Source organism: Pseudomonas sp. D1HM (assembly GCF_019266105.1).
GTDB lineage: Bacteria > Pseudomonadota > Gammaproteobacteria > Pseudomonadales > Pseudomonadaceae > Aquipseudomonas > Aquipseudomonas taetrolens.
The window spans coordinates 162502-182801 of sequence record NZ_LRMN01000003.1; the positions used below are offsets into that span (position 1 = coordinate 162502).

General features: G+C 56.5%; 21 protein-coding genes. 6 read left to right on the forward strand and 15 right to left on the reverse strand.

What is annotated here, in order from left to right; translation table 11 throughout:
• Nucleotides 1-59: 59 nt before the first annotated feature.
• Nucleotides 60-434: a tol-pal system YbgF family protein gene (locus tag AWM69_RS03855; protein ID WP_218725812.1), complete on the reverse strand. Its 375-nt coding sequence runs from the start codon at nucleotides 432-434 to the stop codon at nucleotides 60-62.
• Nucleotides 435-619: 185 nt separating this feature from the next.
• Between AWM69_RS03855 and pyk the strand changes: the two genes are divergently transcribed.
• The gene (gene pyk, locus AWM69_RS03860; protein ID WP_048379244.1) at nucleotides 620-2071 is read left to right on the forward strand and encodes a pyruvate kinase; all 1452 of its coding nucleotides are present in this window, start codon (nucleotides 620-622) and stop codon (nucleotides 2069-2071) included.
• A gap of 169 nt (nucleotides 2072-2240) precedes the next feature.
• Here pyk and AWM69_RS03865 read toward each other — a convergent pair whose 3' ends face one another.
• Together AWM69_RS03865 and AWM69_RS03870 are read right to left on the reverse strand one after the other, a co-directional pair.
• Nucleotides 2241-2999, reverse strand: a complete 759-nt coding sequence (locus AWM69_RS03865; protein WP_218725813.1) for an enoyl-CoA hydratase-related protein — start codon at nucleotides 2997-2999, stop codon at nucleotides 2241-2243.
• A 30-nt stretch (nucleotides 3000-3029) separates the two neighbouring features.
• Nucleotides 3030-3968, reverse strand: a complete 939-nt coding sequence (locus AWM69_RS03870) for an iron-sulfur-binding ferredoxin reductase (RefSeq protein ID WP_131652793.1) — start codon at nucleotides 3966-3968, stop codon at nucleotides 3030-3032.
• Between the two features lie 339 nt (nucleotides 3969-4307).
• On the opposite strand from AWM69_RS03870, the gene AWM69_RS03875 reads away from it, so the two are divergent.
• Complete coding sequence (locus tag AWM69_RS03875) at nucleotides 4308-5831, forward strand: fumarate hydratase (protein WP_131652792.1); 1524 nt, start codon at nucleotides 4308-4310, stop codon at nucleotides 5829-5831.
• A gap of 74 nt (nucleotides 5832-5905) precedes the next feature.
• Here AWM69_RS03875 and yiaY read toward each other — a convergent pair whose 3' ends face one another.
• Entirely contained in the window at nucleotides 5906-7054 is a 1149-nt protein-coding gene (gene yiaY, locus AWM69_RS03880; protein ID WP_218725814.1) for an L-threonine dehydrogenase, read from the reverse strand.
• Between the two features lie 156 nt (nucleotides 7055-7210).
• Here yiaY and AWM69_RS03885 point away from each other — a divergent pair, with 156 nt between their 5' ends.
• Entirely contained in the window at nucleotides 7211-8236 is a 1026-nt protein-coding gene (locus AWM69_RS03885) for a DUF4917 family protein (protein WP_218725815.1), read from the forward strand.
• A 52-nt stretch (nucleotides 8237-8288) separates the two neighbouring features.
• On the opposite strand, the gene AWM69_RS03890 is transcribed toward AWM69_RS03885, so the two are convergent.
• Nucleotides 8289-8621: a YegP family protein gene (locus AWM69_RS03890; RefSeq protein WP_048379232.1), complete on the reverse strand. Its 333-nt coding sequence runs from the start codon at nucleotides 8619-8621 to the stop codon at nucleotides 8289-8291.
• 174 nt (nucleotides 8622-8795) lie between these two features.
• On the opposite strand from AWM69_RS03890, the gene AWM69_RS03895 reads away from it, so the two are divergent.
• The 3 genes from AWM69_RS03895 to AWM69_RS03905 all read left to right on the forward strand — a co-directional run bounded on the left by AWM69_RS03895 (nucleotide 8796) and on the right by AWM69_RS03905 (nucleotide 12949).
• Entirely contained in the window at nucleotides 8796-9335 is a 540-nt protein-coding gene (locus AWM69_RS03895) for an RNA polymerase sigma factor (protein WP_131652789.1), read from the forward strand.
• On the forward strand, nucleotides 9332-10276 hold the full coding sequence (locus AWM69_RS03900) for a FecR domain-containing protein (protein WP_218725816.1): 945 nt from the start codon (nucleotides 9332-9334) through the stop codon (nucleotides 10274-10276). The genes AWM69_RS03895 and AWM69_RS03900 overlap by 4 nt, the downstream gene beginning before the upstream one ends.
• Nucleotides 10277-10396: 120 nt before the next feature.
• The gene (locus tag AWM69_RS03905) at nucleotides 10397-12949 is read left to right on the forward strand and encodes a TonB-dependent receptor (protein ID WP_131652787.1); all 2553 of its coding nucleotides are present in this window, start codon (nucleotides 10397-10399) and stop codon (nucleotides 12947-12949) included.
• Between the two features lie 57 nt (nucleotides 12950-13006).
• Here AWM69_RS03905 and AWM69_RS03910 read toward each other — a convergent pair whose 3' ends face one another.
• The 10 genes from AWM69_RS03910 to AWM69_RS03955 all read right to left on the reverse strand — a co-directional run bounded on the left by AWM69_RS03910 (nucleotide 13007) and on the right by AWM69_RS03955 (nucleotide 20107).
• Nucleotides 13007-13327: a ribbon-helix-helix domain-containing protein gene (locus AWM69_RS03910; RefSeq protein ID WP_048379223.1), complete on the reverse strand. Its 321-nt coding sequence runs from the start codon at nucleotides 13325-13327 to the stop codon at nucleotides 13007-13009.
• 15 nt (nucleotides 13328-13342) lie between these two features.
• Nucleotides 13343-13924, reverse strand: coding sequence for a DJ-1/PfpI family protein (locus AWM69_RS03915; protein WP_048379221.1), 582 nt, complete (start codon nucleotides 13922-13924; stop codon nucleotides 13343-13345).
• A gap of 114 nt (nucleotides 13925-14038) precedes the next feature.
• Complete coding sequence (locus AWM69_RS03920; RefSeq protein WP_218725817.1) at nucleotides 14039-15256, reverse strand: SAM-dependent methyltransferase; 1218 nt, start codon at nucleotides 15254-15256, stop codon at nucleotides 14039-14041.
• Nucleotides 15257-15517: 261 nt separating this feature from the next.
• Nucleotides 15518-16369, reverse strand: coding sequence for a hypothetical protein (locus AWM69_RS03925; RefSeq protein ID WP_218725818.1), 852 nt, complete (start codon nucleotides 16367-16369; stop codon nucleotides 15518-15520).
• Nucleotides 16370-16371: 2 nt separating this feature from the next.
• Nucleotides 16372-16956, reverse strand: a complete 585-nt coding sequence (locus AWM69_RS03930) for a 2OG-Fe(II) oxygenase (protein WP_218725819.1) — start codon at nucleotides 16954-16956, stop codon at nucleotides 16372-16374.
• Nucleotides 16953-17453, reverse strand: coding sequence for a hypothetical protein (locus AWM69_RS03935; protein WP_218725820.1), 501 nt, complete (start codon nucleotides 17451-17453; stop codon nucleotides 16953-16955). Before AWM69_RS03935 ends, AWM69_RS03930 begins: the two co-directional genes overlap by 4 nt.
• 110 nt (nucleotides 17454-17563) lie before the next feature.
• Entirely contained in the window at nucleotides 17564-17767 is a 204-nt protein-coding gene (locus AWM69_RS03940) for a helix-turn-helix transcriptional regulator (RefSeq protein WP_131652782.1), read from the reverse strand.
• 263 nt (nucleotides 17768-18030) lie between these two features.
• Nucleotides 18031-18642, reverse strand: coding sequence for a TPM domain-containing protein (locus AWM69_RS03945; protein WP_048379213.1), 612 nt, complete (start codon nucleotides 18640-18642; stop codon nucleotides 18031-18033).
• 29 nt (nucleotides 18643-18671) lie between these two features.
• Entirely contained in the window at nucleotides 18672-19415 is a 744-nt protein-coding gene (locus tag AWM69_RS23010; protein ID WP_131652781.1) for a YgcG family protein, read from the reverse strand.
• A gap of 83 nt (nucleotides 19416-19498) precedes the next feature.
• Entirely contained in the window at nucleotides 19499-20107 is a 609-nt protein-coding gene (locus AWM69_RS03955; protein WP_131652780.1) for a LemA family protein, read from the reverse strand.
• Nucleotides 20108-20300: the final 193 nt, after the last annotated feature.

A 20300-nucleotide genomic window follows, 5' to 3' on the forward strand; every position in this document is an offset into this window, starting at 1 on the left:
CAAATGAGCACATACCATAGTAAAAAGAGATCAAACGACCAGTCAGAGGTCATTCCCAGTCAAATTTTCGCAGGCAGTGACTGAGCCGTCCCCGGCCCCGGAATAAACTTCAGGATGCGCAACGTCTCAATCCGCGCCTTGGCCCGGTAGGCATATTCGCTCTTCGGGAATTCGTTGATGATGTACTGATACGTCTGCGCGGCATCCAGATAAAACCGGGTACGTTCAAGGCACAAGCCACGCAACATGGCCGTTTGCGGCCAGATATAGGGCCGGCTGCGGCTGTCACGGTCAACCTTGGACAATTCCAGCATCACCGTTTCGCAGTTGCCGCGATCATAAGCCCGGTAAGCATTATTCAAATGATGGTTCATCGACCAGCGCGTGCAGCCCGCCATCGTGCAGACCATTATTAAAACGAGCATGAATCGCATGGGTCTCTCCTGTTCTTAACAGTGTATCGACCCCACCGCCAAATTCTTCAAGCCCGGTTTAACAGCAATTAAACGTTCATCGCACCGATGCACCACAACTTAAGTCGAAAGTAGTGCAGAGGAACAATGACTACAGCGAAAGACCATAGTAGCCTTTGGCAGCGCTTGAACTCAGGAGTCTTTGCATGTCCGTTCGTCGAACTAAAATCGTTGCCACACTTGGCCCTGCCAGCAATTCACCGGAGATGCTGGAACAGCTGATCCTCGCTGGCCTGGACGTCGCCCGTCTGAACTTTTCCCACGGTACTCCGGATGAGCACAAGGCTCGTGCCAAGCTGGTGCGCGAAATCGCCGCCAAGCATGGTCGCTTCGTTGCCCTCCTGGGTGACCTGCAAGGCCCGAAAATTCGCATCGCCAAATTTGCCAACAAACGCATCGAACTGAAAATCGGTGATCGTTTTACCTTCTCCACCAGCCACCCGCTGACTGAAGGTACCCAGGAAATCGTCGGTATCGACTACCCCGACCTGGTCAAGGATTGCGGCGTGGGCGACGAGCTGCTGCTCGATGACGGCCGTGTTGTCATGCGTGTTGATACCGCCACCGCCGACGCTCTGCATTGCTCGGTCCTGATCGGCGGCCCGCTGTCCGACCATAAAGGCATCAACCGTCGTGGTGGTGGCCTGACCGCGCCAGCCCTGACTGAAAAAGACAAGGCCGATATCAAGCTGGCTGCCGAAATGGAAGTCGACTACCTGGCCGTGTCGTTCCCCCGCGATGCCGCTGACATGGAATACGCACGTCAACTGCGTGACGAAGCGGGCGGTACTGCCTGGCTGGTTGCCAAGATTGAACGCGCCGAAGCCGTGGCCGACGATGAAACCCTCGACGGTTTGATCAAAGCCAGCGACGCCGTCATGGTTGCCCGTGGCGACCTGGGCGTTGAAATCGGTGATGCCGAGCTGGTAGGCATTCAGAAGAAAATCATTCTGCATGCACGTCGCCACAACAAAGCGGTGATCGTTGCGACCCAGATGATGGAGTCGATGATCCAGAACCCGATGCCCACTCGTGCCGAAGTGTCCGACGTTGCCAACGCCGTTCTCGACTACACCGACGCCGTGATGCTTTCGGCTGAAAGTGCTGCCGGTGCCTATCCACTGGAAGCGGTACAGGCCATGGCCCGTATCTGCGTCGGCGCTGAAAAGCACCCGACCAGCAAAACCTCCAGCCACCGTATCGGCAAGACCTTCGAAAGCTGCGACCAGAGCATTGCGCTGGCGGCCATGTACACCGCCAACCACTTCCCGGGTGTCAAAGCGATCATCGCCCTGACCGAAAGCGGTTACACGCCGTTGATCATGTCGCGTATCCGTTCCTCGGTGCCGATCTACGCGTTCTCCCCGCACCGTGAAACCCAAGCTCGCGCGGCCATGTTCCGTGGCGTGTACACCGTACCGTTCGACCCGGCTTCGCTGCCGCCAGAGCAAGTCAGCCAAGCGGCTATCGACGAGCTGCTCAAGCGTGGCGTCGTTGAGAAAGGCGACTGGGTCATCCTGACCAAGGGCGACAGCTACCACACCATCGGTGGCACCAACGGCATGAAGATTCTGCATGTCGGCGACAAAATGGTCTGAGCCTGACAAGGCCACAGCCAAAAAGCCCCGCCTGAGTGATCAGGCGGGGCTTTTTTTTCGAAGTTTTGCTGGCCGGGCCTATCGCGCCGCCCATCGCAGCCTTCGGCAGCGACTACAGAAGCAAGCCCAAATCCGTAGCAGTCACCGCGTCCAAGGATCACGGCAGCGGCTATGGGCTACGGGGTTTATCCATAAATCCGGATAACGCGGCCACCGCTTCCGGGGAGTTCAGGCGCTGAATGAACAGCCAACCCTCATCCTCGATCACCTGGCGCAATTGCTCACGCCCTGGCGTCTTCATTAGCCGCTTGCTGTCCTGTACCGCCGCCGGGGCCAATGCCGCCAACCGCTGTGCGGCGTCCCGAGCGGCTTCCAGTGTGGCCACGCCTTCAGGCAACGCGGCATTGGCCAGCCCCCAGGCCGCAGCCTGCTCACCACTGAACCCCTCGCCCAACAGCAACAGTTGCGCTGCCCTCACCGGCCCGAGCAACTGCGGCAATAACAGGCTGGAGCCAAATTCCGGGCTTAACCCCAGATTGACAAACGGCATGCGCAATCGTGCGTCGCGGCTCACATAAACCAGATCGCAATGCAGCAGCAACGTGGTACCAATCCCCACCGCCGCGCCTGCCACTGCCGCCACCACCGGCTTGCGGCATTCCAGCAGGCTGCGCATAAAACGAAACACCGGGCTGCTCATGTCCTGTGGTGGCTGCTGCAGGAAGTCAGCAATATCGTTGCCGCTGGTGAAGCATTCAGCCGTACCGCAGATCAGCAGCGCATGCACGCTGGCATCGGCATCGGCCTGCTCCAGGGCCTGCGCCAATTGACCGTACATCTCGCGGGTCAGGGCGTTTTTCTTGTCCGGGCGATTAAGGCGCAAGATCAGCACCGCGCCGTCGCGTTCAACCACTATGGCTTGAGTCATGCTCACTCTCGATAAGTCGGGAAACGGCGCTTAACTGCGGGTCAAAAAGGTATCCGCCAACAGTTGATTGCGCGCCAGCCCTGCCAGATACAAGCGTTTGGAAAACGCCTCGACGCTGTCGGGGTGACCACAGACTAAGGCCCGGGTTTGCCGGGAAACAAGACGCATCCGGACTAGAAAATCAGCTAATTGCTCACGCACCAACCATTCGACCTGCAGATTCGGGTGCGCTGCGGCCAAGGCCATAATTTCATGTTCAAGATAATGCTCGGCGTGATTTCGAGCCACATGAACCAGCTGGATCGGGCCCTGATGATCCTGGCGCAGGGCTTCGCGCAGCACCCCGTACAACGGCCCCAGCCCCGTACCCGACGCCAGCAGCCAGAGCGGGTGCTCTTGCCAGTCGGGATCGTAATGCAAGGCTCCGCCGCGCAATTCGCCCAGACGCACCGGATCACCGACACTGAACTGTCGCGCCGCGTTGACGAATTCCCCGGGATGGGCGCAGTCCAGGTGAAACTCCAGAAAACGGTCTTCTTCGGGCAGACTGGCCAGCGAATACGGGCGGGCGACCCCGTTGGCCGTCCACAACACGGCATGCTGCCCGGCGCGATACCGCAAGGGACGCTGCGTCGACAGCCGCAAGCGCAGCACATTCGGGCTCAGCCACTCGAGCCCCGACACCTCTGCCGCCAATCCATCGCGCACCGGATCGAACGTCTCGAGTTGCAAGTCCTCGGTCACCTGACATTGGCAGGCCAGACGCCACCCTTGCTCACGCTGGGCCGGCGCCAGGGCCTCTGGCTTGAGGTCTGCAGGTTCGCCCCGCACACAGCGCACCAGGCAAGCATGGCAACTGCCCGCTCGGCAACTGTAGGGCACGGCCACACCCGCCTGATTCAGGCTGTCGAGCAAGTTGCTGTCTCGGGCAACTGACCAGCGGCGATCAGCAACATGTAACTCGGGCACTTCATGCCTCCTGATAGCAGTCAATTGCGTAGAGAGTGTCTTGCCCCTTAGCGCGGCACATCCAAGGCAGAGGTACACCGGGCTTTACGACGGCTGCGCCGCCGGGCGCGGCTACGACTGGCCCTGGTAACAGACAGTCTAATGGCGCCAACAATCACATCCTACTTTCGTTTGCACCACAGCGGGTGTATCACAGAGTGCTCCGGGTTATACTGCCGCGCCTTTTTTGTACCGGTCATGCGTGCCCGGTATGCCTAGCAAAGTTGTTTTCGACAGACCGATAGACCAAGGTCGCAAACACCTTTTTGAATGTTCCCGTCTTATAGAGGAGCGCGACCCATGACCGTGATCAAGCAAGACGACCTGATTCAGAGCGTTGCTGACGCCCTGCAATTCATTTCTTACTACCATCCCGTGGATTTCATCCAGGCCATGCACGAAGCTTACCTGCGCGAAGAATCGCCAGCAGCCCGTGACTCGATGGCACAAATCCTGATCAATTCGCGCATGTGTGCCACTGGCCACCGCCCGATTTGCCAGGACACCGGCATCGTCACCGTATTCGTACGCGTGGGCATGGATGTGCGCTGGACCGGCGCCACCATGAGCCTGGACGACATGATCAACGAAGGCGTGCGTCGCGCTTACAACCTCCCGGAAAACGTCCTGCGTGCTTCGATCCTGGCCGACCCGGCCGGCGCTCGTCGCAACACCAAGGACAACACCCCGGCAGTCATCCACTACTCCATCGTTCCGGGCAATACCGTTGAAGTGGATGTAGCCGCCAAGGGTGGCGGTTCCGAGAACAAGTCGAAAATGGCCATGCTCAACCCGTCCGACTCGATCGTTGACTGGGTGCTCAAGACCGTTCCGACCATGGGCGCTGGCTGGTGCCCACCGGGCATGCTCGGCATTGGCATTGGCGGCACGGCTGAAAAAGCGGCAGTGATGGCCAAGGAAGTGTTGATGGAGTCCATCGACATTCACGAGCTGATCAAGCGCGGCCCGTCCAACCGTATCGAAGAAATGCGTCTGGAGCTGTTCGAGAAGGTCAATCAGCTGGGCATCGGTGCCCAGGGCCTGGGCGGTCTGACCACCGTACTTGACGTTAAAATCATGGATTACCCGACCCACGCAGCCTCGCTGCCGGTGTGCATGATCCCGAACTGCGCAGCCACCCGCCACGCTCACTTTGTTCTGGATGGCTCCGGCCCTGCAGAACTCGAAGCGCCACCGCTGGACGCCTACCCGCAAATCGTCTGGGAAGCAGGCCCGTCTGCCCGCCGTGTCGACCTCGACACCCTGACGCCGGAAGACGTGCAAAGCTGGAAACCAGGCGAAACCGTGCTGCTGAACGGCAAGATGCTGACCGGCCGCGATGCTGCACACAAGCGCATGGTTGAGATGCTGAACAAGGGTGAAACCTTGCCGGTCGACCTGAAAGGCCGCTTCATCTACTACGTAGGCCCGGTTGATCCGGTGCGCGACGAAGTGGTTGGCCCTGCAGGCCCGACCACAGCTACGCGGATGGACAAGTTCACCCGTCAGATCCTCGATCAGACCGGCCTGCTGGGCATGATCGGTAAATCCGAGCGCGGCCCTACCGCCATCGAAGCCATCAAGGAACACAAAGCCGTGTACCTGATGGCCGTGGGCGGCGCGGCGTATCTGGTTGCCCAGGCAATCAAGAAGTCGCGCGTCGTGGCCTTTGCCGAACTGGGCATGGAAGCGATCTACGAGTTCGACGTCAAAGACATGCCTGTCACAGTGGCTGTCGACAGCAACGGCGAGTCGGTACACATCACCGGCCCGGCGATCTGGCAGAAGAAAATCAGCGACAGCCTGGCCGTTGAAGTGCAATAAACACTTCTGAGCCAGACATAAAAACGGCCGGGTTAACCCGGCCGTTTTTTTTTGCATCCGCACCAGCTGTTTCGTTAGAACGCGTTGCGGAAGATCTCTTCAATCTGACCCTGATCCGCCCGCCGCGGGTTGGTCAGACCACACGCGTCCTTCAGCGCATTGGTCGCCAGAATCGGGATGTCATCCAGCTTAGCCCCCAGATCGCGCAAACCGGCCGGAATCTCGACGTCCCGTGCCAGGGTGCGAATCGCCGCGACGGCTGCTTGCGCACCCTCTTCCGGGCTCAGGCCACTCACATCGACCCCAAGCGCACGGGCCACATCGGTCAGGCGCGCCGCACAAACGCTGGCGTTAAAGGTTTGTACATGGGGCAACAGCACCGCGTTGCACACCCCGTGGGGCAAGTCATAGAAGCCACCCAGCTGGTGCGCCATCGCGTGCACAAAGCCCAGCGACGCGTTGTTAAACGCCATGCCGGCGAGAAACTGTGCGTAGGCCATGTTCTCCCTTGCCGTCAGATCCTTGCCGTCCTGTACCGCCTTACGCAAGTTCTGGCTGATCAGTTCCATCGCTTTGATGGCACAGGCATCAGTAATCGGGTTGGCCGCCGTCGACACATAGGCCTCAATGGCATGGGTCAGCGCATCCATGCCGGTAGCTGCGGTCAGTCCTTTAGGCATTGCCACCATCAACTCCGGATCGTTGACCGAGAGTAACGGCGTCACGTTGCGGTCCACGATGGCCATTTTCACATGCCGATCTTCATCGGTAATGATGCAGAAACGGGTCATTTCACTGGCCGTACCCGCCGTGGTATTGATCGCCACCAGAGGCAGCTGCGGCTTGCTGGACTGATCGAGCCCCTCATAATCACGGATGTGCCCGCCATTGGTGGCGCACAGCGCAATGCCCTTGGCACAGTCGTGAGGCGAGCCGCCGCCCAGCGACACGACGAAATCACATTGATGTTGCTTCAAAACCTCCAGGCCGGCCTCGACGTTGGCGATGCTCGGGTTGGGTTTGGCACCATCGAATATCACCGACTCGATGTCCTGCAACGCCAGTTTCTCTGCGATTCGAGCCGCCACACCGGCTTTGGCCAGGCCTGCATCCGTTACGATCAAAGCCTTGCGAAAACCATAATTGCGAATCGCAGTCATGGCTTCATCCAGGCACCCGTTGCCCATGATGTTCACGGCAGGAATAAAGAAGGTACTGGTCATGGCAAGTCCTCTTTCAGGTGTCCGGGGCACACCCCGCGACGTGAGTTGGGTCAATAAACTCAGCTTCACCCAATCGGACGTTTTCGATGTTGATCTGGCTCAACACTTGAGCGTGATAAAGTCCTGCACCGCCCACGCCTTGAGACGATATTTGCGATGACCCCCTTCCAGGAATTTGATGCCGAACTAGAAGACTGGAATGCGCTAAGCACCAGCGCGCCATGCAGCGGGCTACTGGTGGGCAACGGTGCAAGCATGGCCGTCTGGCATGACTTTTATTACGAATCACTGTTTGAAAAAGCCAAAAGCGTCGCCGAAAAGCCCCTTAGCCAGACCGAACTCAGCGTATTCGAGGCCCTGAACACGCGTAACTTCGAGCACGTATTAAGTGCCCTTAAAACCGCGAGCAAGGTCAACAAGGCGTTGGCCATCAGTTCGGCCTCGCCCCGCAAACGCTACTACGCAATCAAGGAAGCACTGATCAACTGCACCCAGGACGTGCACATTCCCTGGCGCCTGATGCAGGCCGAAACGCTGGCTTGCTGGAACCAGGAACTGGCACGTTACGCCACGGTGTACTGCAGCAACTACGACCTGCTCACGCCTTGGGCGGTGATGCAGGCGCCCAAAGGCTTCAATGACATGTTCAACACCCCGGGAGCGACCTTTGAAACGGGCGCAGCGCTGACCAAAAGCAAAGCCACCCGCGTGCTGTACCTGCACGGAGGCTTGCATCTGGTGAAAAATCAGGACGGCAAGGCGCGCAAAATCATCAATACCGCACCCACGCTATTGAGCAATTTTGCGATCAACCACTCCATCAGCGCGCTGGATGATGTGCCACTTTTTGTCAGCGAAGGCAGCAGTGAGGACAAGCGTAAATCCATACGTCACTCGGATTACCTGTCCTTTTGCCATGCGCAATTGATGGGGCACAAAGACGCCCTGTGTATTTTCGGCCATAGCCTCGGCGAGCAGGACCAGCACCTGATTGATGCGCTGCGTCAGGCCCCGCTGAAAACCCTGTGCATCTCGATATACCCGCGCAACGAGGCGTTCATCCGCTTTCAGAAGAACCACTACAGCCGGTTGTTTGCCGAGCAAAAACTGGCACTGCGTTTCTTCAACTCGAAAACGCATCCACTGGGTTACACCCGACACTCCGTGCCCGTAGAGGTCTAACACCGGCAGCCCCTGTAGAGGCGAGATTGCTTCGCACCTACAGGGTCGGCGGTCAGAGCTTTTCTTTGATCACCGTGGTTGGCCCGTTGTTTTTGACGCTGGCAATGCCTTTGTCCCGGGCCGCTTCGCTGGAATATTGCTCGCTGCTACCAATGATCTGGTGATTGGCCGCCTTGAGGTTGAAGTACGGTTTGCCATCTTTGGCCACTTTCTTGTCATAGCGCTCATCCAGCGGGCTGTTGACTTGCACCGACGCAATCCCGCTTTTTGCCGCCGCGAGGGTGGTGTACTGCTCACTGGTCAAAATGGTTTCGGCATTCGCCGCTTTCAACACAAATCGAAATTGCCCGCTGCTGGTTTTGCTCAGTTCGTACCAACCCGACATAGTCTTCTCCTGAAGGTTGCACACGCATATGCCTTATCCAGTAAAGCGCTCATCAGACTTTTAGCCATTTATCTGTAGGAAATAACGGAAGATAGTGTTTAAAGGCAGACAAATAGCAATAGTTATCGATACCATTCGAGAATAAATTGCATTGCAGCATCCACAAGGATCTTCATGTCTCGCTTCAAACCCGACCCGCTGGCGGCCGAATATTTCCGTGAGTGTTATGCGCAGATTTTGCAGTTCCTGCGTAAACGCACGGATAACGCCAGCGATGCCGCTGACATGACCCAGGATGTCTTCACCCAATGGCTGGGTTATCAGGATCGGAGCAAGGTCGAACAACCACGAGCCTTTTTGTTCCAGGTGGCGCGCAATCTGTTGCGTGATCACTGGCGCCGTCAGCAGGTACGACAGGCCGTGCATCCGCACACTGTCGAGCATGCACCCGAGCCCTTAAGCGATGAGAAGGATGATCCGATGGCCGCCGTCCAGCGCTTGCAGCGCCTTGCGCAGCTCAAGGCCGTGCTCGACGAACTCTCCCCTCGCCGACGCGAAGCCCTTATGCTGCATCGCTTTGAAGGCCTGAGCCAGGTACAGATCGCTGAACGAATGGGAATCTCCGTAAGCATGGTGGAAAAGCATATTGCCTTTGCCTTGTTGCACTGCAAGCAGCACCTCCAACGGGACACGGGCAAGGAATCGCAGCAATGAGCCCTTTTCAAACGGCCGATAACGACAGTATCGACACACAAGCGGCCAACTGGTTTTCGCGCAACCGTAACGATCGCAGTCACGCGAGTCGCGACCTGTTCAATACATGGCTGGCCGACCCTGCCCATGCACAGGCATACGCCGAATTCGAAGCTCTGTGGGCAGAACTCGGCGAGCTTGAAGCGCTCAATGCTCCGCTCGCCCTGCCCGTGCGCAAGCGTCGGCGCACAGGCTTGGCACTCGCCACTGCCGCCGCCGTACTTTGCGCCGTGTTTGCCATGAATATCGGCGCGCCCGTCACGCTGCAGCAACAGCAAATCGTCACCCGGGAGCAAGGCGCACGCACCGTGTTACTGGACGACGGCAGCCGCTTGACCGTTAATGCCAATACCCGGGTTCGTGTCGACTTCAGCGCCCATCAGCGCACGCTTTATCTGGATCAGGGCCAACTCTATATCGAGGTGGCAGCCAATAAAGAACAGCCATTGGTGGTGCAGGCCGGTGCGGCACGCATCCGTGTTGTCGGCACCGGGTTTGATGTGCGCCGCAGCCAGCGGCAACTGGTTGTCAGTGTCGCCCACGGCCAGGTTGCATTCATGCCCGACCCCAAAACATCCACATTGCTGACGGCCCGACAGCGCGCTACCTACAGCTATGCCAACGCTTCACTGCAGGCGCAAACCCTTGGCGCAGGCGAAGTCGCCGATTGGCGCAGCGGCCACCTGGCGTTTCGCAATCGCGAACTGGCCAGCCTGGTAGACGAGCTGGACGTGTATCGCCCCGGCATCATTGAACTGGCTGGCGGCCCGCTCGGCCGTTACAAGGTCTCTGGCAATCTGGATGTCAGTGATCCAATGGCGCTGGTCAACGCTTTGCCCGCGCTTCTTCCGGTAAAAACCGTGCTGTTGAGCAGCGGAAAAATCCGGATTGAACCCCGCTAAAAAAACATATGCGAATATTTTTCATTCGCATATGTGGTTTTTTCAGCGCCCTGCGTCTTCCTTCGGTCTGCGTTGCTAACGCATGTCTTTTTGGCCTTTGTTGCCGCACTGGGGGATTTCATGTTTCGCGCACCACATCACTTCTCGCACGCCTGCATGCGCCCGACGCTGCTCGCGGCGTGCATGGCAATCAGCATTAACGCCCACGCCGAATCGATCCAGCTGCAACTGCCGGCGCAACCGCTGGCCAGTTCGTTGAGCGAGGTGGCGCAGCAGGGAAAAATCCAGCTGTTGTTCGACGAAGACGTGTTGCGCAACGTAAAAGCTCCCGCCCTCACAGGCACTTATACGCCGCAGGAGGCGATCAGCTACCTGCTCCGGGATACCGGTTTCAGCCTGATTCAGGTCGATCGCACCTATGTGGTTCGCCCCACGGAACACGGCACCACCACCAGCTCCCGCCTGGAGCTCGGGGCCGTCAGCGTGGTCGGCAACGGTAACGAGGTCGACTCAAGTAATGTCGGAAAGTCGACCATGGACCAGGCCGAAATCAATCGTTATCAGGCCAATAACATTCCGTCGCTGCTGTCCAGGTTACCGGGCATTAACCTCGGTGGCTCACTGAAACCAGGTGGCCAGACCATCAATATCTGGGGCCTGGGCGAGGCCGAAGACGTTCAGATCACCATGGACGGCGCAACCAAAAGCGGCTTTGAACGCTACAAGCAGGGCACGATTTTCATCGAGCCGGAATTGATCAAAAGCCTTGAAGTCGAGAAAGGCCCGCACGATGTACGCACCGGCAATGGTGGTTTTGCCGGGGTGGTACACATGGAAACCAAAGACGCACCGGACCTGCTCGAAGACGGCAAGAATACCGGGGGCATGCTCAAGTACGGCTACAGCAGCAATGACCACCAACAGGTGTACAGCGGCGCCGTGTATGGTCGCACCGACGACGGGCGCGCAGATGCCCTGCTGTTTTTGACCAAGCGCGACGGCGATGACATGAAGCTGGCCGATAACATGCCTGACCCCGACAATAGCTACCCGATCAACCCCAGACGCCTGCCCAACACCGCTCAGGACCTCGACGCACAGCTGTTCAAACTGAACCTGCAACTCAATGACGAGCACCGTGTCGGTTTCTCGTATTCGCGCTCCAACAACCAGTTGTGGGTGCCCTTCTCGGCCACCAGCTATCCCGCGCCGCCCAGCCAGCACAACATCGACAAGGTCGGCTATGACGCTGCCACCCAGCTGTATCTCTCTGACCGCGTGACCCGCGATACCACGTGGGTCACCCGGTACCAGTACCAGCCCATCGACAATCCATGGATCGATCTGGAGGTGAAGTATTCTTACTCCAACACCGAGCAGACCGACGAACGTGGTGAAAAAGCCTTTGTGCAGCCCACCAGCGGCGGGCGCAAGATGGACACCGGCTACACCGATAACATGTTGCAGCTCACTAACATCAGCCTGTTTGCCACCGGCCCGCTGGATCATGTGGTGACCACCGGCCTGCAAGTTCGCAAGCATGAACGTGATGTGCAAATGTGGATGCCGGGCAAAACCTACGAGGTTGAGAAATACAACTACGGCCACTACCAGCCGGGTTTCATGCCCCAGGGCAAGGTCGATACCAACAGTTTCTATGTTCAGGATGCCATGACCCTGGGCAACTTCACCCTGACGCCGTCCATGCGTTACGACCACGTGCGCAACCGGGGCCAGGCCAACGATGCATCGCTTTACAACCATCCGGAAATGGGCCACGACTACAGCAATAAAACCTACACCGGCTGGTCCCCGCGCCTGTCGGCATTCTGGAAGATAACGCCGCACACCGCCCTGTTTGCCGACTACAGCAAAACCTGGCGTGCCCCGGTGATTGACGAACAATACGAGGTGCAAGGTCTGGGCAGCCGCAGCGCGACCAGCCTCAATCTTGATCCGGAACGCATCACCGGCTGGCGCGCCGGGAACATCACCACCTTCAATGGTCTGTTCGGCGAAAATGACACCGCGCTGATCCGTACAACGCTGTTTCGTAACAAGATCGACAATGAGATTTTCAAAGCCACCGGCGTAGGTTGCGCAGCCCAGCAAGACGCCTCCAGCATGACTGAAGATTGTGGCGACATGATGCCGATGTCGGTGTATCGCAATATCGGCAGCCTCACCATCAAAGGCTTTGAGGTCGAGAGCTTCTACGACTCGACGTATACCTTCGGGTCGTTGTCTTATTCATGGATGACCGGAAAACACCAAGGGGCCTATACCAATCCTTGGGGGCCTGACGTGTGGGCACGGGACATCCCGCCCCCAAAATGGATTGCCGTGCTGGGTGTAAAAATTCCCGACTGGGATGCTCGCCTGGGATGGCAAGGTGAGTTCGTCCGTAAAACCGATCGCTTGCCGAGCGACAAATACGCGCAAGGCTACAACAGCAACTTCGGTGACACGTTCTATAACCATTACGACAATGACGGGTACAACGTGCAGGGCCTGTTCGCCAACTGGAAACCGCGACAGGCTTACCTCAAGGGTACTGAGGTCAACCTGACGGTGGACAACCTGTTCAACAAAAGTTATCGCCCAGCGCTCAGTGGCCTGAACGCCTACAGCCAGGGCCGTAACGCCAAGATCAGCGTGACACGGTTCTTCTAAGCGGGGTATCCAGCCCGTGCCCGGGGGTCGAGGAGACGGCCCGGGTCGGCTCTGGAGTCAGCGTCGGGCTTGCAGGCTGGTCAGGGTGGCAGCGTCCTTCAACGGCGCCGGTTGCACCCGGCGCTGGCTCAAGTAGCGGGTGCAACTCACCCGTAAAAACGAAGCGAAGTTGACCACTTCGCCGCGATAATCCATCACTTCCTCGTAAAGCTTGGCCACCAACTGATTGGTGGTCATGCCATCGGTTTCAGCAATGTCGCTGAGGATGTCCCAAAACTGGTTTTCCAGGCGCAAGGTGGTGACCACGCCGCAAATACGCAATGAACGCGAGCGCGACTCGTAAAGAATCGGATCGGCTTTGACATACAGCTCACACATGGTCGCTCCCCTCTCTTACAGCGTGATGGTCGTGCCCAGCAGACCCAGAAACGCCGCCAGCCACGCAGGGTGCGCAGGCCAGGCCGGTGCCGTGGCCAGATTGCCCTGTACATGGGCCTTGGTCACGTCGATATCGATATACGTGCCGCCCGCCAGACGAACTTCCGGGGCGCACGCCGGATAAGCACTGCACTCACGACCTTCGAGCGTACCGGCCGCGGCCAGCAATTGCGCACCGTGGCACACGGCAGCAATCGGCTTGCCTGCTTTGTCGAAGTCACGCACCAGCTCCAACACCTTTTCGTTCAATCGCAGGTATTCCGGCGCACGACCGCCTGGCACCAGCAGCGCGTCATAATCGCTGGCCTTGACCTTGTCGAAATCGAAGTTCAGTGCAAACAGATGGCCAGGCTTTTCGCTGTAGGTCTGGTCGCCTTCGAAGTCATGAATTGCCGTGCGCACCGTCTGACCCGAAGTTTTGCCAGGGCATACCGCGTGAACCTGATGCCCCACCATCAACAGCGCCTGAAACGGCACCATCACTTCGTAGTCTTCGACGTAATCGCCAACCAGCATCAGAATTTTTTTCGCTGCCATGGTAAATGCTCCTCAGGTAAGACCTTGGGCCAATAAGAGTAGCCAAGGTAACTGCTGAGCGCCCGCATGGGTAATAGCCAAATACTACGTACCCAGCACGGGCGTCTTACATGCTTACTTCAACAAACCATCGGCTCGCAGCAGCGTTTCGAGGCAGTGTTCCTGAATGTGATAGAACGCCTTGAGGGCCTCAATCTTCTCCAGTAATTGAGCCGGATCTACTGGTTCAGCGCGTTTGACCGCAAGGATCATTTTGTTTTTGTTGGTGTGTTCCAGTGAAATGAACTCAAACACCTTGGTTTCGTAACCGCAGGCTTCAAGAAACAGCGCGCGCAGGCTGTCAGTGACCATTTCTGCCTGCTGCCCCAAGTGCAGACCGTATTGCAGCATCGGCTTGAGCAACGCCGGGCTCTGGATTTGCAGGCGAATCTGCTTGTGGCAGCACGGCGAGCACATGATGATCGCCGCCCCTGAACGAATCCCCATATGAATCGCGTAATCGGTCGCGATGTCACAGGCATGCAGCGCAATCATGACGTCGATCGGCGTCGGGGCAAAACTGCGGACATCGCCATGCTGGAAACTCAGCCCCGGATGCTCCAGACGCTGGGCTGCGTTGTTGCACAGGGTGACCATGTCTTCGCGCAACTCGACGCCGGTCACCACGCCTTCGGCTTGCAGGCTGTGACGCAGATAGTCGTGAATGGCGAACGTCAGGTAGCCCTTGCCGGAACCAAAATCCGCCACCTTGACGGGCTGGTCGAGCTTGAGCGGTGAGTTGCTCAAGGCGTGGGAAAACACCTCGATAAATTTGTTGATCTGCTTCCACTTGCGCGACATCGCCGGAATCAGCTCTTGCTGCTTGTTGGTCACGCCCAGATCGACCAGAAACGGCCGTGACAGGTCCAGAAAGCGGTTCTTCTCACGGTTGTGCTCAGCCGACGGCACCTCCCGTTCTTGCTGGCTCTTACCTTTGAACAGCGAGCTTTTGCCCTTTTTGCTGTACTCCAACTGCACTTCGTCGGTCAGCGTCAGCAAATGTGCATTCTTGAATGCTTCCGGCAGCAGGCTTGCAATGATCGCCACACCTTCGTCCAGCGGGAAGTTCTTGGTGATGTCGCGGGTTTTGTAGCGATACACAAATGACAGGCAAGGCTGATCCTTGACCGTGACCTGCTTGATGATGACCCGTTGCAACTCGGCTTCAGCGCCAACGTACTTGGCCAGCACCAGCTTGATAAAAGAGTTCTGGGCCAGACCGGTTTCCAGCAGGCTCAAAAATTGCGCACGGTGATCCGGCACAGACGGGGCGGTGATAGCAGTCACTGACATTGAAAAAGGCGCCTCGGGGGTACAGGAGGGAAAATCAGAAAGGAATGACGGCTATTTTAGGCGTGTTCGCCGTTGAGGGCACGGGGTTATTTTGGGGACACGCTATCGGAGCGCTCGGTACAGGCTCAATGTATGCCTTCCCGAAAAAGCAAAAACGAACGATATGCCGGCCGGCAACAATCCAGACTGCCCCACTCGCGGGACGAAAACTTAACGATGAAAGGTCAGTAATTGAGCTGATTGCTCGCCCAGGTGAAACAACTACATATAACCGTCACTGGTGCCTGTGCAGCATCCATATTGATCACCGGCATCATATGTATGACCTCCAACGATAATACTGAGACCCACATTGCCGACATTATGAGGCGTTGGCGTTGGCGTTGGCGTTGGCGTTGGCGGTGGCGTTGGAATTGTCGGGCCAGGCAGATTGTAAGTACCACCGGACACTGAACCGCCAGCGCTACTGACACCCATGCTGCCAGTCTCATTCGGCACAACCACTGAGGATGACTGCAACTCACCTGTCTCCGATATCCAGTTACAGGACAACATCATGTTGGCATACGCCTGCCTGATGGTATTTCGATCAACAATCCTCATATCAGGCGCACACATATAGTCGAGGTAATTGTCGGAGGGGGTATTACTGAAGAAGTCCTTGGCGGCCACCATGATTTTTTTAAAGGTTTCCGTCTCTCTAATTGACAACAAACTCGCCGCCACGCTAGCACCTGCTAAAAAACCAACGACTAAAGCCCCTCCCCCCGTCAGAACAGCGAACGTAGCAATAATTCCAGCCACATTACCTACAAGGCTATAAATATCGCCAGCCTTTATCTCACGCCCCTCCTTAAGGTCCATGCCTATTTTTAGAAAAGTAATGGTTCCCGCCACTGCATTGCCCGGCATGCTTATTATTGGCACATACGGACCTGCCAACTTGGTGATCGATGTAATACTGGCTATAACAGCTCCCGTCTGGGCCGTCTGACTCAACAATACCATCCCCTGATTATTAGTTATAAACTGGTCTGATATTGCCGTCGCCCCCGAAGCTACGGTCGCCCCCTCATTTATGATACCTACTATTAATTCCACCTTCCCTGCCATCTCTACGCCTCAATGATTGTTTTAAACGCCAGGGTCATTCGAACCTGATCACATTTGACTGACGGTGATCGCGCGGCATGTGGTATTCGCCCATCGAATACCACCACACGCCTTGATTTAGGGAGCACCGCCTTTATAATATTTTCTTTTGAGTCATCGTAAAAAACCAGTTCACCTCCCCAGGAGGTGGGCCAATACTCATTACAAAACACAACGACCGTTAAACCAGGATGTACTTTATTATCCCGATGAATAATCGTGTCCTGACCGAATGTCTGCCCGTTTGCATACACGCCCAACAAGGTGATTTTAAAGCTATGCAATTGTAAAAAACGTGCCCATACACCACTCAAAAATTGCCACGGTTTATTTTCATTCAGTTCCTCCAGGCTTGACTGACCCTGTGGGCGCCCCTTACCTGCAATAAAAACGTGCCAACAGGGCCTGATAAACGGTAAGACCTCGTAGTTCGGCCAGTTATATCGCCAGACAGAACCTTTAAGTAGCACATTAATTTCACGCTCTTCCGCTTCCGTCAGAAAATCATCAATCACATAAATTGACTCATCAATCATCTCTATTTTCATTCGCCGTCCTTTTTATAGTAAAACCTGTTCCAGACCCCACACAAACCCATATTAAAAATGCCATATACGACAATTAGACACGAACAAAAAACCATAAGAAAAGCCACATCATTGCCCTGTTCCGCCCAGTCAACTATTTGCTGACGACTCATCATCAATTGAAACCGATCATCATAGACAGCCCACACAAATTTATTATCGCTGTCCGCATCTATTGCCACCCACAACTTCTTGAATTTATGAACACCCAACAGCCGAGCTTCTCCATTGGGAATGTCAAATGAGTGATCGTACCCCCCTCCCTGTCGTGCCACTTTTATATGCATCTGTGACGTTGACTTAGACACACCAAGTGAATGAGTGACATAGGCATTCCTCAACACTAATCTTTTCGGAACTGACGGGATATCAACCAAGGAGTCCCACATCATAGAACCAAGCCCCGCCATGACTAAAATACAAGCAAACAAAACTATCAACTCACCGATCCCAGCCACATAGCCTCGCGGCGGAATATATATCGATCGCTTTCTCACTTCACTCGTTCGACCTGACGACTTCAAACTAAACCTCCGCCTTCATACTCGCAACCCTACCGTTGTACCCCCTAACGACCATTGTCCAGTCGACCACACACCACCATGAGTGCCAGCCTGCTTTTTACTCCATGCTTAAACAACAAGGATGAAACATGATCACGCACCGTGAAACAACTGATGTTCAGACGCTGCGCTATTTCCTTGTTTGCGTAGCCTTGCATGAGCCAATCAAGCACATCCATTTCCCTGCGAGTCAGCTTCAATCCATTCATTCAAAACCACCTAACTCCATCCAGACAACAACCAACCAACATATTCCCTACGCAAACTAAAACACCAAGACACAATCTAACCTAGCCACCATTTAAATAAATGACAACAATAATTTTCATAAACCGAAAAGTCACAACAAGCAAGAATATATATTACATTCGATTAAGAACTTACTTACAAACAAAAGAGCACTAACAACACACCTTATAACCCGACACTTCTTAGCAAAGTGTCGGAAACATCCAAACCAAACAGCACGTAATTACAACATCACCAACCGATTGGGCAATTGATTGCGCGGCAGGGTTTTGGGCACGGGGTGTGCCAGCAATTCAGCACAGGCTTCGATGCAGGCAATAAAGCCTTCGGCGGTCTGGCCCAGACTGATGCGGCGGATGAAGTCACCGACGATGGTGTCCCAGGCGCCGTTGTCCAGGTGACGCGAAATGCCTTCATCTACCAGGATTTCCACGTAGCGCTCGGCTTCGCTGACAAAGATCAGCACACCGGTGCCGCCTTGGGTGTGGTGCAGGTTTTGTTCGAGAAACTGGCGGCGGGCAAGGTTGCCGGCGCGCCAGTGTCGAATACGGGCCGGTATCAATCGCGTGGTAATGGCCGGCAGGCGGAAGATCAGGCTGAGGAAGATGAAACTGGCCCACTGCACCATCAGCAGCGGGTAGATCTCCAGGCCGCCGATAAAGAAATGCACCAGGCCGGGCACCAGCAAGGCAATCAAGCTGGCCCACAGCAAGGGGATATAAGTGTAATCGTCGGCACGCGGAGCCAGCACGGTGACAATTTCGGCATCGGTGCGCTGTTCCGCCCGGGTGACGGCGTCTGCGACCTGTTGCTGTTGTTGCTGTGTCAATAACATGGGTCTCGATACTCGCTATGTGAGTTGATTTACCAACCGCCAGAGGCTCCGCCGCCGCCAAAGCTGCCGCCACCTCCGCCAAAACCGCCACCGCCTCCCCCGCCGAAACCACCCCCCATTCCGCCAAATCCGCCGGAGCGCGAACCGCCGCCGCCCGAGTTGCAAATGCCATAGAACTGGCACGCGCCGACCACCAGTATGAACAGCACAAACAGCAGCAAGACGAGGCCCGGGTGTTCAGCGACAAAATCGCTGCCATCACCCTGCCCGCTGGCATGGAGCGGTTCGGCCAAGGGATCACCGCCCAGCACTTGCAGTATCGCGGCAACGCCGTCACTGATGCCTTGACTGAAATTGCCGGCCTTGAAGGCCGGAGTAATGACCTGGTTGATAATGACTGAGGACTGCGCATCTGTAAGACGGCCTTCCAGACCGTAGCCGACCTCGATCCGCAGCTTGCGGTCATCTCGGGCAACGATCAGCAAGGCGCCGTTGTTTTTGTCCTTTTGCCCGATACCCCAGGCTCGTCCCAGTTGGTAGCCGAACTCATCAATCGGCGTGCCCTGTAAATCCGGCACGGTGACCACCACCACTTGCTCACCGGTGGCCTTTTCATGGGCCTCCAGGTTTTGCGCCAGTTGCTGGCGCGTGGCCGGGTCAAGCATCTGCCCCTCGTCCACCACCCGCCCGCTCAAGGCGGGAAAGGTCAGCGCTTGCGCGGTGGCTATAAATAGCCAGAGCAGCAAGCCAAACCCCAGTTTTGATACGCGCATCAGCACCTCGGTCAATCAGCGTGAGGGAGTCTGTAGCCGCTGCCGCAGGCTGCACCAGCGGCTACAGAGTCGTGCGTTGCGGTTTAAAACTTCACTTCAGGTGCTTTGTCGGCATCCGGCGTGGTGGCTTCGAAGGTAGGGCGTACCGGCAAATCGCTGTACATCACGGTGTGCCACAGACGCCCCGGAAAGGTGCGGATCTCGGTGTTGTAGCGTTCCACGGCGAGAATGAAATCGCGACGGGCGACACTGATGCGGTTTTCCGTGCCTTCGAGCTGAGACTGCAGCGAAAGGAAATTCTGGTTCGACTTGAGTTCCGGATAACGCTCAGACACCACCATCAAGCGACTCAAGGCCCCCGTCAGCTGGTTTTGCGCGTCCTGGAACTGCTTGAGTTTTTCCGGGTTGTCCAAGGTACTGGCATCGACCTGAATCGAAGTCGCCTTGGCCCGCGCCTCAATCACCGCGGTCAAGGTCGCCTGTTCCTGCTTGGCCGCCCCCTTGACTGTCTCGACCAGATTGGGAATCAGGTCCGCGCGACGTTGGTACTGGTTCTGTACTTGCGACCAGGCGGCCTTGACCTGCTCGTCGAGGGTGGGAATGGTGTTGATCCCGCACCCGGCCAGCATACTGCCGAGGGTTAACAGTACGATGGCTTTCCAGCCCATGATCCCTGCATTCTTGCTGTGCATACGCTTTGTACTCCGCATAACCCGATTAAGTTCATCGCCGCGTGCCGCCCGCAATATCGCAAGATGGCACTGGATTGCTCGTAGTGAATCAGCTAAAAGACTTGCCTTCCATGTATGAATACTGGCTTTAACGATAGGGTAATTTTCCGAGTTAAGCCGCACATACATTCCACACAGAACAATATCGTTTCGA

Coding starts and splice junctions, on each gene's coding strand:
- AWM69_RS03885 (WP_218725815.1), top strand. CDS start 7,211: ATGACCCCCTTCCAGGAATTTGATGCCGAACTAGAAGACTGGAATGCG.
- AWM69_RS03910 (WP_048379223.1), bottom strand. CDS start 13,327: ATGTGTGAGCTGTATGTCAAAGCCGATCCGATTCTTTACGAGTCGCGC.
- AWM69_RS03865 (WP_218725813.1), bottom strand. CDS start 2,999: ATGACTCAAGCCATAGTGGTTGAACGCGACGGCGCGGTGCTGATCTTG.
- AWM69_RS03905 (WP_131652787.1), top strand. CDS start 10,397: ATGTTTCGCGCACCACATCACTTCTCGCACGCCTGCATGCGCCCGACG.
- AWM69_RS03930 (WP_218725819.1), bottom strand. CDS start 16,956: ATGAAAATAGAGATGATTGATGAGTCAATTTATGTGATTGATGATTTT.
- AWM69_RS03890 (WP_048379232.1), bottom strand. CDS start 8,621: ATGTCGGGTTGGTACGAACTGAGCAAAACCAGCAGCGGGCAATTTCGA.
- pyk (WP_048379244.1), top strand. CDS start 620: ATGTCCGTTCGTCGAACTAAAATCGTTGCCACACTTGGCCCTGCCAGC.
- AWM69_RS03875 (WP_131652792.1), top strand. CDS start 4,308: ATGACCGTGATCAAGCAAGACGACCTGATTCAGAGCGTTGCTGACGCC.
- AWM69_RS03895 (WP_131652789.1), top strand. CDS start 8,796: ATGTCTCGCTTCAAACCCGACCCGCTGGCGGCCGAATATTTCCGTGAG.
- AWM69_RS03920 (WP_218725817.1), bottom strand. CDS start 15,256: ATGTCAGTGACTGCTATCACCGCCCCGTCTGTGCCGGATCACCGTGCG.
- AWM69_RS03925 (WP_218725818.1), bottom strand. CDS start 16,369: ATGGCAGGGAAGGTGGAATTAATAGTAGGTATCATAAATGAGGGGGCG.
- yiaY (WP_218725814.1), bottom strand. CDS start 7,054: ATGACCAGTACCTTCTTTATTCCTGCCGTGAACATCATGGGCAACGGG.
- AWM69_RS03915 (WP_048379221.1), bottom strand. CDS start 13,924: ATGGCAGCGAAAAAAATTCTGATGCTGGTTGGCGATTACGTCGAAGAC.
- AWM69_RS23010 (WP_131652781.1), bottom strand. CDS start 19,415: ATGCGCGTATCAAAACTGGGGTTTGGCTTGCTGCTCTGGCTATTTATA.
- AWM69_RS03940 (WP_131652782.1), bottom strand. CDS start 17,767: ATGAATGGATTGAAGCTGACTCGCAGGGAAATGGATGTGCTTGATTGG.
- AWM69_RS03945 (WP_048379213.1), bottom strand. CDS start 18,642: ATGTTATTGACACAGCAACAACAGCAACAGGTCGCAGACGCCGTCACC.
- AWM69_RS03855 (WP_218725812.1), bottom strand. CDS start 434: ATGCGATTCATGCTCGTTTTAATAATGGTCTGCACGATGGCGGGCTGC.
- AWM69_RS03955 (WP_131652780.1), bottom strand. CDS start 20,107: ATGCACAGCAAGAATGCAGGGATCATGGGCTGGAAAGCCATCGTACTG.
- AWM69_RS03900 (WP_218725816.1), top strand. CDS start 9,332: ATGAGCCCTTTTCAAACGGCCGATAACGACAGTATCGACACACAAGCG.